This window comes from Spirillospora sp. NPDC048823 (assembly GCF_043198445.1).
Taxonomy (GTDB): Bacteria; Actinomycetota; Actinomycetes; order Streptosporangiales; family Streptosporangiaceae; genus Spirillospora.
Window position 1 is genome coordinate 115,228 of record NZ_JBICUT010000014.1, and the last position, 12,073, is coordinate 127,300.

Sequence of the window (12,073 nt, forward strand, 5' to 3'; positions counted from 1 at the left end):
TCGGGGGACCATGAACACACTCAACGCCGCTGCGATCCGCGTCGCACTCGCCGTCCATGACCGAGGCCAGCGACTCGCCGCCGACCTGCAAGCTCGCGGCGACCGCGGCTCGGGGGTGGTCGAGACGATCATCATCGTGGCGGGATTCGCCGGGTTGGCGTTCGCCGTCTACCTGGCCGTGTCCAACAAGGTGCACGGCTGGATCGACAAGATTCCCGGCGCCAGCGGCCCGTGACCGTGCCCGAACGAGCACGAGCCCGACGGGACAAGGGATCAGCGACCGTCGCGACGGCCACCACCTTCCCTGTCGTCGGGCTGCTGTTCCTGGCGCTCGCGCAGGCGGTCATGGTCTCAGTGGCGCGGGATGTGGCCCAGGCGGCAGCCGAAGAAGGGCTCCGCGTCGCACGAGCACGCCAGGGCACCTTCGCCGCAGGACGCGACGCCGCAACGTCATTCGCCCACCACGAACCCATCCTGGACGCGCCCAGCGTCACCGTGTCCGGCGCCAACACCATCACCGTGCGGGTGGCTGGGCACGCGCCGTCGCTACTACCGGGCGTCAACATCACCGTGACCGGGACCGTGCGCGGCGCGCGTGAACGCTTCACCACCCCGGGGCCGACATGATCGCGAGAAAGGGGACGCCGGTACGTGCGGACCGGACACGGGACGCGGGAAACGCGGTCGTAGAGACCGCGATCCTCGCGCCGGTGTTCATCGCGCTTCTCGCCGGGCTGCTCGTGGTGATGCGGGTGGCGCACGGCAGCGCCGTAGTCGCACAAGCCGCCGCCGACGCCGCACGGCAAGCGTCCATCGCCCGCACCGCCCATCAGGCACGGGCCGAGGCGAGCAGCAGCGCCATGCACACCTTGCGTGACCGGGGCCTGCACTGCACGCCGTCGATTCGACTCGACCTGTCCGGCTTCAACCGTCCAGTTGGACAGCCGGCCACGGTGTCGGCACAGGTGACCTGCGTAATCCGGCTCAGCGATGTCGGACTTCCCGGGATGCCCGGTGCCCGGACGGTCACCAAGACCCACCGATCACCAATCGACCCCTACCGGAGCACTCGATGAGCAGGCGCCTGTGCTCGCTCCGGCGACGACCCGAGCGCGGAAGTGTGAGCGTCTTCGCGGTCATCATCACGCTGGTCGTCGTGGTGTTCTTCGGTGCCGTCGTCGATTTCGAGCAGGCTCTCGAAGCCCGACAAGAAGCCAACACCGTTGCCCAGGAAGCCGCCCGTGCCGGCGCCGGACGAGTCGACCGGAACCGCGCATACACCCGTGGACAGTTCGTCGTGGACCGCGAGGCCGCGATCCGATCGGCGCGCGCCTACCTGCGGTCCAGCGGCTACAACGGCACCGTGACCACAGCGGGAATGCGCGCCATCCATGTCCACGTCACCACCACCCGCCCCGCACGGTTCCTGCCGGTGATCGGGATATCCGTCCTGCGCGCCGACGCTACCGCGACCGCGAACCTGACCACCGGACTGGAAGGAACCCGCCAGCCGTGACCTACACCGGACGCAGCCGCCTCGCTGACTTCGCGCGAGGGCTCACCGCTCTCGTGGTCTTCCTGTTCTTCCTGGTCGGATGCCCGGTCGCGATGTACGCCATGGGCGGCTCGCCCATCCCGGACCGGATTCCGTCGTGGGAGGAGATCAGCGCGACACTGATGCGGCAGGACACCGACCAGAGCGTCTTCCTGGCCACCCTCTTCCTCATCGGCTGGGGCGCGTGGTGCCTGTTCATCGTCACCGTCTGTTCCGAGGCGGTGAACTACCTGGCCGGACGATCCAGGCCCGCCACGTCGCGGCCAGTCCGACCGTTCCAGGAGCTGGTCCGAAACCTGGTCGCCACAGCCACCCTCACCTTCAGCGCCCTCGCCTCCCTCAGCACCTCGGCCTCCGCCACTGCCGCGACCCACACGCATGCCGTTGCCGCCGATGCCAATGCCGCCGTTCCAGAAACGGGCTCTCACGAGCAGTTGTCGCCCAGGCAAGACACACCGCCACAGGAACCGACCGAATCTGAATGGACGCCGCTACTCGCCGACGAGCCTGCCGCCCAGCCGAAGCCCGACCATCACGAGGCGCGAACCCACGTCGTCAAGCGAGGCGAAACCCTCTGGGGCCTCGCCCGCCGCACCTACGGCTCCGGCGACCGCTACCCCGAAATCTTCAAGAACAGCAGGAACATCGACCAACCCAACGGAATTCCCGCTCTCACCGACCCCGACGTCATCCACCCAGGCCAGCACGTACGGCTCCCACGCCCCAGTACGCCAGAAGGCGCACCTTCGTCCGCACGGTCGGCCGCCCCGCATGCAGGTGCGCACGCGTCCCCAGCCGAGCAGGACAATCAAAGCGGTATTCGAGCCTCAACTCCGCGTGGTTCAACGTCCGGCAGGGCGACGGCGTCGCCGGTGCCGAGCCCGGTCGTCGCGCCGCCCGCCGACGACCTCGTCAGCCCGGCACCCTCGGCACCGGACGACCGGGACGATGCGGGTTCGCCCTTGGCGATCTCCCTGCCGTCCGGCTCGCTCATCGGCCTCGGTCTCGCTGCCGCGCTCAGCGTGGCCGTAGCCGCCACCCGCCTGCACCGACGCCGCCGGCGTCCGCTGCAAAGCGATCCCGAAGCCGCCGAGCACATCCCCGAGGCACCGATCCCGACCCCCGTCCTCAAAGCCCACAAAGCGCACCTGGACACCTACGTCGTTCGCGAGGCCCCCGCCCCGTCCGACCCGCAACTCATCCGCGAGGACCTGCTCACCCCGGAACCCGACCACATCGTCGTGGGCACCCGCGACGGCCAAGCCATCACCATCCCCCTGGCAGGTCTCAGCCTCGGCCTGACCGGAGACGGCGCACACGCCGCCGCCCGAGCCATCACCATCGAACTCCTGGCCAAGGCCCACCGCTACCGCGCCGAAGTCATCATCCCGCAGCCCGACGCACAGGCGCTCTTCCCCGGCGACGACATCGCCGACCTGTCCACGGCCCACGACGGATTGACCCTCAAGCCCTCACTACACGAGGCCATCAACCATCTAGAAATCGAACTTCTTCACCGTGGCCGAATCCTGGAGACAACCGAGCAGCCCGACGTAGCCGCACTACGCGCCGACGACCCCGCCGAGCCACTGCCGACCGTGCTCCTGGTCGCCTCCATACCCGCAGACAACGCACGGGCGGACGCCCTCGCAGCACTCGGGCGCCGCTTCGGCCTTGGCGTCCTGGTGCTCGGTGCTTGGACATCCGGCACCAGCGTGGAACTCGCTGCCGATGCGACCGTCACGGACACTGACGGACCCAATGCCGCGCGGTTCACTCGGGCCAGCCTCTTCCACCTCACCGCCGACGATGCCGCAGAGATGCTCCGGACCATCCGGACCGCCACCGGCACCGAAGCACCCTCACCGACAAACGCCGGCCCCACGCCCGAACCCGAGACTCCCTCGGCCATCGTCCCGCCGCCGCGCCCGTCCGAAGGAGCATCGCACCGCCCAGTCAGTCTCGAAGTGCTCGGCGACGTCGGTCTCTCCACCGCGGACGGCCCGATCAGGACGGGGCTACGCCAGCGCGCCCGCGATCTACTCGCCTATCTCGCCCTGCACCCGGACGGTGTCACCCGCGACCGGGCCAGCGCCGACCTTTGGCCAGATGAAAGCCCCCAAACCGTCGTCACGGCGTTCAACACCGCCGTCACTAACATCCGCAACGTCCTTCGGAACGCGACCGGCCTCAGCAGCCCCATGTACGTCATCCACAGCGCCGGCCGCTACCGCATCGATCCCGACGTCATCGACATCGACCTCTGGCAGTTGACCGCCGCACTCGCCGATGCCCAGCAGGCCACCGACGACGCCGCCAAAATCAGGGCGCTCACACTGGTGGCCGACCGCTGCCCGGGTGAGTTCGCGCAGGGCCTCGCCCAGGACTGGGCCGAGGCCCAACGCGAATACCTCCGCCGTACCGTCGGCGACGCCCTCGCGAACCTCGCCCGCCTCCTTCAGGATGACGAGCCAGAGCAGGCACTGATGGTTCTGGAACGGGCCATCACCCGCGACCCCTACTCTGAGCCCCTGTACCAACATGTCATGCGGCTACAGGCCCGCCTCGAACGCCCGGACGCTGTCCGCCGTACCTACGCACTTCTCGCGGCCCGCCTCGATGAACTCAACGCCGAACCCGACAACGAGACTCGTAAGCTCGCTAGTTCCGCAATGCGGACGTCGAACCGAAGCTGAGGAACGGAGCCTGCGCTCAAGACACGTGCCAGCGCTGGTTTCGTGCAAGCATCCAGCAAGGGCTTGTGCACGGAAGGCGCGTTGTCAGGACCGAGGGGATGTGATCGGCTATCGGCGTGGACGTCGACCAGTTCTTCAGTTACGGGCCGCGCGCTCCATTCGAAGTCCGACAGGTCTTCACCGACCGGGAAGGGCCGATCCGGGCCTTTCGGGACCGGTTTGTCCAGCTGGCCGGACGGTCGTGGACGGTCGACGAATTGCTCGATTTCCAGCGGCCGGCGTCCAACCTCATCGCCGTGTCCGGCGAGGGTGGGATCGGGAAATCCACGCTGGCCCGGCACGTCGCGGAACTGGCGGTGACAGGGAAGCTCGACGGGTTGCCGCCGCACGGCGCGCGAGCGGTACTGGACTTTGCCGACCCGGCCAGTTCCAGCTTCGAGGCCGTCCTGCTGCGGGTGCGTGCCGCCCTCGCGCCGCTGGCCAAGTCCTGGCCCGCGTTCGACGTGGCGCTTGCCGTCTACTGGCAGCGCAAGCACCCCGGGGAATCACTGACGGCGTTTCTGCGGAAGGAGACCACGGCGGAGTCGCTCGGCGTCGCAGACCAGGTTGGAAACGCTGTCGATCAACTTCTGGGTGGTTTCGGTGCGCTCTCGGTGGCCTACCGCGCGCTGAACCTCCTCGGCAAGACCGCTACGCAGAAGGCCCGGCTGAAACGGCTGCGCGCGGGCCTGCCCGCCCTCGATCCGATCCTCGGCGAGCAGGACCCGGACCGGATGCTGGGCTACATGCCGGTATTGCTGGCCGCCGACCTGGAACGAGCGCGGCGCAAACACCCCTCGCTGGCGCTGTGCGTGCTGGACACGCTGGAGAACGTCCAGCGCCCACCCACCGAACGCGGCGGCCTGGAGGACCTGGTCTCGCGGCTGGTGTACCTGATGCCGAACGTGGTGTTCATCGCGGCCGGACGCCTCGCACTGCGCTGGCACGACCCGGGCAAGGCCGTCGCCTTGACCTACGGCGGCGCGCGCCGCTGGCCGGGGCTCGCCCACGATGACCAGCTCGACCTCGGCGGGTTCGACAGGGCATCAGCCGAGACCTATCTGACGGCACGGCTGACCGTGGACGGAACCCCGGCGATCGGGCCCGCGATCCGGGAGCGAATCATCACCGGGTCGGGCGGTTCACCGCTCTACCTCGACCTGTCGGCCGAGCTGTTCGGGCAGTACCTCGCGCGGGGCGAGGTGCCGCCTGCGGACGTGTTCGGGCTGGGTTTCCCCGAGTTGGTCCTGCGGACGATGCGGGACCTGTCCGCGACCGACCGGGACCTACTGCGGGCTGCGTCGCTGCTGGAGGCGTTCGACGAGGACGTCCTGTACGCGGTGCTGCCGCATCTACGGCTCCGGCAGATCGAGCGCTTCGTGCAGCGCCCATTCGTCCGGCGGGACGAGACGGTATGGCCGCCGTACCGGTTGCACGAGAACCTGCGTCGCAGCGTCATCGACTGCGACGCCGACACCGACGACGGCTGGACACAGACCGAGCGCACCCGCAACGCCGAACGGGCCATCGGGCACCTGACCCGTGCCGCGCTGACGGTCTGGGACGACGACGCCGACCACTCGCTGCCATTGGGCGTACGGAGCAGGCGATGCGTGGCCGCGTTCCTGCTGGTCCTCAGTGCTGCTGATGAACATCGGCTGACGCCGGAGCCCCTCGGCGATGTCGCCTACAGCCTCACCGTCCTTGGGCACTGGCAAGTCCTGTCATCTCTGCCCGAGCTGCCCGACTCACCCGAGCTGGACCGGTTGACCGCCGCCGCGCGGCTGACGGCACGCGGTGACGTCAATGCCGAGGACCGCTACCGCGGGCTAACCGCGCTAATCGGCGAACCCGACGGCCCGTTTGCCGACTACTACCGGCACGAGCTGGCCAGCCGCGCGCACATCATCGGTCGGGTTGAGGAGGCCGCCGCGCACCTGTCCGGCATCGAGCCCACGTCGCTGATCGGCGCGAGCGCGCGGTTCGGCCTGGCCGACAACGCGCTACGCCGCAGCGATTACCGGTCTGTGGCGCGGCTGATGGACGGTGCATCGCAGACCGGCCCGGACCAGGTCCGGGCCGCAGACCTGCTCGGCCACACCCACCTGCAGAACGCCCGGTTCGCCGAGGCAGCTCGCTTCTTCGAATCGACGTTGGAAGCGGCACGCGAAGCCAACGCGCCCCTGTGGGAAGCTCGCGCGCTGCGTCACCTGCTCCTAGCGCTGATGTGGTACGACCCTGGCCGCACGCTGGCCCTCCTCGGCCGAGCGCGTGAACTCAACACCACGGTCGGCGAACCGATCGGCCTCGCACAGTGCGACATGGCCGAGGCGATGGCCCGCGCGCTGCGAGGCGAGCGCCGCACCGCCGCCGAGCTCCTGGACGCGGCGGCGCGCCGGTTCGGCGAACTCGGGGCCTCCCGTGAACTGCTGCCCGTCGAGGCGATACAGATTCTGCTGGACGCCTCCAGCGGACACACGGAGCAGGCAGCGCGCACCGCACAACGGCTGGGCGAGGACTGCCTTCCCATCTGGAAGCCGGTCACCCGGTCCTGGGCCGGGCTGGAGGCCGACTTCGCGGCCATCGAGTGGTTGGACGATCCCGAGTCGGCGGGGCGCCGCTGGTCGGAGGCACTGTCCCGACTACAGGCACCGATCTGCGGCCCCCTGGACATCGGTGACCGTCGCAGGCTGATCCCGACCGGACGCGTCCCCGAAACCCTGATTGAGGCCGCGATCGGGGACGCGATGGCCAGTCCGGCGTTCGACGGTCCGCGTGACCTCAGCGTCGCGCTGGCGACATTCGGTTCCGAAGGCGTTGTGCCGGGCGTGCGGACGGTGGTGAAGGTGCGCCGACGGATGCACGAACGACTGGAGACCGTCCGTACCTTCGAGGATCTACGCAGCATGGCTGGCGTTCTGGCGCCGCGTCTGCTGGATGCGGGAAGGAGGGGAGAGTCATGGTGGGCCGTTCTGGAACGCCTCCCAGGCATGCCCGCAGACCGCCCGACACCCGCACGTCAGCGGGACCTGGGCCACCAGCTACGGCTCTGGCACGCCCGGCCGCCCGGCGAGGGCCTGCGGCTGGACGACCCCGGCGCGCTGGGCGTCCTGCTGGGCTGGGCGCGGACCTCAGTACCCGACGCCTACCCGGCCATCGCCGAACACGTCGACGCAGTATGCCGAGGGCTCCCTATGACCGCGATCCACGGCGACGTCGCCGTCTGTCACAACGCGCTGTTCGACGGCGACACCCTGACCGGGCTGCTCGACCCAGGCGCGACAGAGGCAGGGCCCCCGATGCTCGACCTGGCTTGGTCACTGGCCGTCGACATGCCGCGCGGCGCAGAACCCGGACCCCTCCTCGAGGGCTACGGTCATGACGCCGTCGACCAACATGCCCTGACAGCGCTACTGCCGCTGATGATGCTGCGCCGTCTCATCGACGCCCCGGCCCTTGGGCTCACCGAAACCGACGGGGCATGGATCACCAGATGGCTACGCGACCACCGCCCCGACCTGCTCGCCCTCACTCAATAAGCCCGGCTCGGCGGGCGCACGCGTACGGAATGTAGTTGTCCAGCACGTTCGCGGGCACGGCGAGCTGCTCATGCAGTTCAGGCTCGTCGTCACGCGCGTAGAAACGGTTGAGGCCGTCGAACAGCGCGAGTCCGTACCCCGCCGCCAGGACATTGGGCTCCCACGCCTGATGACTTGGCCGGGCAGTCAAGGGAATAGTCGCCTCGACCACGATCACCCTCGGTCGCCACACCCGCAGGTCAGCCGACCGCAGGACGGCTGCCTCCGCCCCTTCCACATCAACTTTCAACAGGTCGAAGCCCGGTTCCGCATACGCGTCGAGGATCGTCTCAAGGGTGACGACCTCGACCTGTAGTTCCTCATGACGCCAACCGTCCGCGAGATGCCCCTCCAAGACGTCCCTGCACAGGGTGCTGAGCCCACCACCGCCCTTCTTCCCCTGCCCCGGGACGACCCGAAAGAATCTTGCGTCGCCCGGCTGGTCTCCGACAGCGACGCACAGATTGATATCGCCGGGCCGGGCCTGCCGAAGGCGCGCATGGCGCTCCGGCAGCGGCTCGACGTTGACCCCTCGCCAGCCCAGACCATCCACAAGATTCTTGGTCAACGAGCCGCTAACGGGCTCGCCGGCACCGATATCCACGAAGGACCCGCCCCGATGACCAGCGAAGGCGCGCATCAGCACGACGTCCTCTGCGTTCCCCGCGTACGCGATCAAGTCATAACCGCTCACACACGCCAACCTACGGTCGCTGTATGCCTAACCCCGCCCTGCGCGGGAGCCCGTATACGGTCCATATGCCCGCATCTGGTCAGGGCAAGGCGTTGAGCTGCGCTGCGCGGGACTATCGGAACATGAGCGGGAACGATGACGACCACAAGTCGGAGATCATCCTCGTCCTCGTCGGGGTGATCATCGTCCTGCTGCTCGTCATGTGTGACACCGGGGACCGGCAGCGGATGCCCTCCGATATCGAGGGCCCAGACACTTGCTACGGACGAGGCGGCCTGAACACCTGCTGATATTACGGTGAGTGGTTCTTGTGTTGTGCGTCCGGCATATGCCCTTCTTGCTTTCGAACTCCCCGCTTGCCGGGGCTTGATGCTGGAAGGAGACGGCTACCGATCCCCGTCCGGACGAGCGATGCATCCGTGCAATGACCGAGGTGACCGTCGGCGCATGCGGCGACCACGCGAAGGCTCATAAACACTCTAGTTGTGGCAGTCTGGATATTGCGTGCGCTGGCTCGGCGTACGGGCATCTTCAGGCTTGACGAATAGATGCGCGCTGTTCCTTGATGGTGGCCGGTTCGCCACGCGAATTCGCTGCTAATCGGAACGCGGCGGCGGGGTGGACGGGCAGGAGGATTCAAGGAATGTCGAGATTCAACCTCGAACCCACGGCCTCGGTGATGGGCGCGTCGATGTCGTGGCGGCGCGTCTTCCCGGGGCGGGCGGATCAGATTCCGCTGGCGCGGCAGTTCGCCATGTTCCTGTTCGCCGAGACCACGATCGCGTCGGACGTGGGCTTCGTGGTGACGGAGCTGGCTTCGAACGCGGTGCGCCACACTCGGTCGGGCCAGCACGGGGGCCGGTTCACTGTCGAGCTGGTGCTCGGCGGCCTGGCCTACGTGGGTGTCAGCGACCTCGGTGGCGGCGGGTTCCCCACGGTGAGGCACGACCCGCTCGACGGTCCGATCGAGAGCGAGGGCGGGCGTGGCCTGCGGGCGGTCTCGCAGCTGGCCGCGATGCTGGGCGTCCACGGAAGCCCGGCCGAGGGCCACACCGTGTGGGCGGACCTGATCTGTGTCGACAAGCCGTACGAGGACCCGCCGCTGGTCGCGCCGGTCCATCCGGCCGCATAGGGCGGGACCAGCCTGTCCATATCAGGCTGGTCCCGCCCTTCACAGGCTAGGGCCAAGCTCAGGTCCCGTCCGCACCTTGGCGAGGTGCGGGCGGGACCTTTGCTCGTCCACGTGGCCGAGGCAGGTGGGGCCACCGGGGGCGCGATTGGGGGCGTAGCCGGGGGGTTGTCTATGGGCACCCCGGCCTTTCACTGCTGTCAGCGCAGGTCAGCCCGCGCCTCGGGTGGGGCAGCGGTGCACCCGGATATCCCCCAAGGGGAACAGGTGCGGGGATGTAGTTGTTCGCAATAGATCATTCACGGGGTCCTGAGGTCCGGATTTTTTCTCGCCTTTCACTCCACTGCTAAACCCGCTAGATGCCGGCGCCGTTGGGCGCCCTATTGATGACGTGACGAGATGTCTGTGCCGCGCGTGCCGCAAGTCGACGCGACTTGTACGCCCGAGGCTGAGCGTGCAGATCAGCGGGATCCCGTCCGAAGTCGTGTGCTGTGGTCCGGTTGAGGTCGCGACCGTCGTCCCGGTCATTAAATTCCTGTTTACTGAGGCAAGCCTCTCCAGCCGTTCTGGTAACCAAATTGGTCGGCGCTCCGTGTTGCATTCGTCGCGACGTCGAGAAATGGTCGTCATGGCGGACGACGCCGGGCGGGAAAGTCCCGCCGAATCGGCCGCCAAATCGGGAGGCAGAAACAATGGCGAACATCATCAGCACCGCGACCGCTGACACGGCCACCACCGCCCCGGCGGACGGCACGGCGGAGGGACGGCCGACCGGGGCGGCCGGTGCCGTGTGGGACGCGCTGAACGCCGCGCCGGACGGTGTGACGGTGACGGCGCTGGCTGAGGCGTCCGGGGTCAGCCGCGCGACGGTGACCAAAGCCCTGAACGCGTTCGCGGACGCCGGACGCGCCGTCCGGGCGGCCGGTGAGGGCACCGGTCGGGGCCGCACGCCGGACGTGTGGTCGCCGGTCGCCCCCACGGCCACCACCGAGGCCGGTGACGCCACCCCGTCCACCCCGGCGGACGACACGGCGACCGACGCCACGACGGCCCCGGACGCGACCACCGGGACGGGCGTCATCTCACCGGACACCCTCGCCACCGCGATGCAGGTCCTATCGGACGAGGCCGACCGGCGCGCGGCGGCGGCCGAGTCGCTGCGCAAGGCGCAGGAGGAGGAGGCCGAACGGCGCGCGCGGGTCGACGCCGAGCTGCGCAAGGCCGAGCAGCGCGAAACCGCCCGCGTGATCCTGACCGACCTGCTGAGCACGGTCACCACCACCCTCACCGCGATCGCGGCCGACGACGACGAGGGGATCACGCGCGGCATGGAGGACATCGCGCGCTACGCCGGTAGCGTCCGGCGCACCACACGCGCCACCACCGCCACCCGGACGGGCACGGGGACCCGGACGGCGCGCGCGACCGGTGACCGTGGCGCGCCGTCGCCCCTGCGGCCCCTGGTCGCCGGGCACCTGAACGCGTTCCCCGACCTGGAATTCACGCCTGGTGAGATCGCCAAGGTCCTGGACCGGTCATCCGGTGCCGTTGCCAACGCCCTCGACACCCTCGTCGGACGGGGCGAGGCGGTCCTGACCTGTGAGCGGCCCCGCCGGTTCCGCGCGGCCACCACGGCGACCACGGCCGCCAACGACGCGGACACCGGTGACGACGACGCGGACGGCACGAACGCCGCGTGACCCGTAGGCGGGGCGGACGGGTGACGGCCCGTCCGCCCCGTCATGACTCGGGGTCTCACGACCCCACCCACGCAATGAGGTGTCATGACGAAGGGAACGTTACATGTCCGGTGACGAGACCGGTACGACCTCGAACGGCACGGAACACGACCCCTACGACCAGGTGTTCGTCCTGCTCGGTTGGGCGTGGGACGTCGCGCGCGCCGCACGGGCGGCCGCCCGCTATCCGGTCACGCGTGCGAACGTGTCAGAGATCGGCACACTCGGCGCACTCATCCGCATCGACCACGAGTACGCGGAAACGGTTGATCTGTCCCGCCCGCTGTTGGCCGTTCCGCTTCCCGAGGTGCGGACGCCGATCGTGATCGACGGGTGGCACCGGATCCACAAGGCGCGGCAGACCGGCGTCACCGAGTTGCCGGTCATCTTCCTGGACGCTGACGACGAACGCGCGTGCCGACTCATGGGCGGCGGCATCAAACGCGCCTGGTAGACCGGCAGGGACATCACACACAGCACGCACGCGCGACAGGGCCCGGGTAGGCGGAACGCCACCCGGGCCCCGTGCGCGCCGCCGGGCGTGCGGCCCCGTGCGCGCCGCCGGGCGTGCGGCCCCGTGCGCGCCGCCGGGCGTGCGGCCCCGTGCGCGCCGCCGGGCGTGCGGCCCCGTGCGCGCCGCCGG

The 12,073-nt window shown here is 69.1% G+C and carries 12 protein-coding genes; 11 read left to right on the forward strand and 1 reads right to left on the reverse strand.

What is annotated here, in order from left to right:
* Window positions 1-10: 10 nt before the first annotated feature.
* The 6 genes from ACGFK0_RS28045 (at window position 11) to ACGFK0_RS28070 (ending at window position 7,829) form a co-directional block, all read left to right on the forward strand.
* Window positions 11-235: a hypothetical protein gene (locus ACGFK0_RS28045; RefSeq protein WP_392910013.1), complete on the forward strand. Its 225-nt coding sequence runs from the start codon at window positions 11-13 to the stop codon at window positions 233-235.
* On the forward strand, window positions 232-627 hold the full coding sequence (locus tag ACGFK0_RS28050) for a hypothetical protein (protein ID WP_392910015.1): 396 nt from the start codon (window positions 232-234) through the stop codon (window positions 625-627). The genes ACGFK0_RS28045 and ACGFK0_RS28050 overlap by 4 nt, the downstream gene beginning before the upstream one ends.
* Window positions 624-1,076 (forward strand): TadE family protein, encoded by a 453-nt coding sequence (locus ACGFK0_RS28055; protein ID WP_392910018.1) that lies wholly within the window; start codon window positions 624-626, stop codon window positions 1,074-1,076. The genes ACGFK0_RS28050 and ACGFK0_RS28055 overlap by 4 nt, the downstream gene beginning before the upstream one ends.
* 44 nt (window positions 1,077-1,120) lie before the next feature.
* Complete coding sequence (locus tag ACGFK0_RS28060; protein ID WP_392910020.1) at window positions 1,121-1,516, forward strand: pilus assembly protein TadG-related protein; 396 nt, start codon at window positions 1,121-1,123, stop codon at window positions 1,514-1,516.
* Window positions 1,513-4,251 (forward strand): BTAD domain-containing putative transcriptional regulator, encoded by a 2,739-nt coding sequence (locus ACGFK0_RS28065; RefSeq protein WP_392910023.1) that lies wholly within the window; start codon window positions 1,513-1,515, stop codon window positions 4,249-4,251. The genes ACGFK0_RS28060 and ACGFK0_RS28065 overlap by 4 nt, the downstream gene beginning before the upstream one ends.
* Window positions 4,252-4,367: 116 nt before the next feature.
* Window positions 4,368-7,829 carry a hypothetical protein gene (locus ACGFK0_RS28070; RefSeq protein ID WP_392910025.1) on the forward strand — a complete coding sequence of 1,154 codons (3,462 nt, stop codon included), beginning with the start codon at window positions 4,368-4,370 and terminating at the stop codon, window positions 7,827-7,829.
* Here ACGFK0_RS28070 and ACGFK0_RS28075 read toward each other — a convergent pair.
* Window positions 7,819-8,562 carry an FkbM family methyltransferase gene (locus ACGFK0_RS28075; RefSeq protein ID WP_392910028.1) on the reverse strand — a complete coding sequence of 248 codons (744 nt, stop codon included), beginning with the start codon at window positions 8,560-8,562 and terminating at the stop codon, window positions 7,819-7,821. The genes ACGFK0_RS28070 and ACGFK0_RS28075 overlap by 11 nt on opposite strands.
* Before the next feature lie 122 nt (window positions 8,563-8,684).
* Here ACGFK0_RS28075 and ACGFK0_RS28080 point away from each other — a divergent pair, with 122 nt between their 5' ends.
* The 5 genes from ACGFK0_RS28080 to ACGFK0_RS28100 all read left to right on the forward strand — a co-directional run bounded on the left by ACGFK0_RS28080 (window position 8,685) and on the right by ACGFK0_RS28100 (window position 11,884).
* Window positions 8,685-8,852: a hypothetical protein gene (locus tag ACGFK0_RS28080; protein WP_392910030.1), complete on the forward strand. Its 168-nt coding sequence runs from the start codon at window positions 8,685-8,687 to the stop codon at window positions 8,850-8,852.
* Window positions 8,853-9,205: 353 nt separating this feature from the next.
* Entirely contained in the window at window positions 9,206-9,694 is a 489-nt protein-coding gene (locus ACGFK0_RS28085; protein ID WP_392910032.1) for an ATP-binding protein, read from the forward strand.
* A 451-nt stretch (window positions 9,695-10,145) separates the two neighbouring features.
* Window positions 10,146-10,415, forward strand: coding sequence for a hypothetical protein (locus ACGFK0_RS28090; protein WP_392910034.1), 270 nt, complete (start codon window positions 10,146-10,148; stop codon window positions 10,413-10,415).
* The gene (locus tag ACGFK0_RS28095) at window positions 10,384-11,391 is read left to right on the forward strand and encodes a helix-turn-helix domain-containing protein (protein ID WP_392910036.1); all 1,008 of its coding nucleotides are present in this window, start codon (window positions 10,384-10,386) and stop codon (window positions 11,389-11,391) included. The genes ACGFK0_RS28090 and ACGFK0_RS28095 overlap by 32 nt, the downstream gene beginning before the upstream one ends.
* 103 nt (window positions 11,392-11,494) lie before the next feature.
* Window positions 11,495-11,884 (forward strand): hypothetical protein, encoded by a 390-nt coding sequence (locus ACGFK0_RS28100; RefSeq protein ID WP_392910038.1) that lies wholly within the window; start codon window positions 11,495-11,497, stop codon window positions 11,882-11,884.
* Window positions 11,885-12,073: the final 189 nt, after the last annotated feature.

Bases quoted from the DNA above. Each gene is read 5' to 3' on its own strand.
- ACGFK0_RS28100 (WP_392910038.1), top strand. From the start codon at position 11,495: ATGTCCGGTGACGAGACCGGTACGACCTCGAACGGCACGGAACACGAC.
- ACGFK0_RS28095 (WP_392910036.1), top strand. From the start codon at position 10,384: ATGGCGAACATCATCAGCACCGCGACCGCTGACACGGCCACCACCGCC.
- ACGFK0_RS28045 (WP_392910013.1), top strand. From the start codon at position 11: ATGAACACACTCAACGCCGCTGCGATCCGCGTCGCACTCGCCGTCCAT.
- ACGFK0_RS28055 (WP_392910018.1), top strand. From the start codon at position 624: ATGATCGCGAGAAAGGGGACGCCGGTACGTGCGGACCGGACACGGGAC.
- ACGFK0_RS28085 (WP_392910032.1), top strand. From the start codon at position 9,206: ATGTCGAGATTCAACCTCGAACCCACGGCCTCGGTGATGGGCGCGTCG.
- ACGFK0_RS28080 (WP_392910030.1), top strand. From the start codon at position 8,685: ATGAGCGGGAACGATGACGACCACAAGTCGGAGATCATCCTCGTCCTC.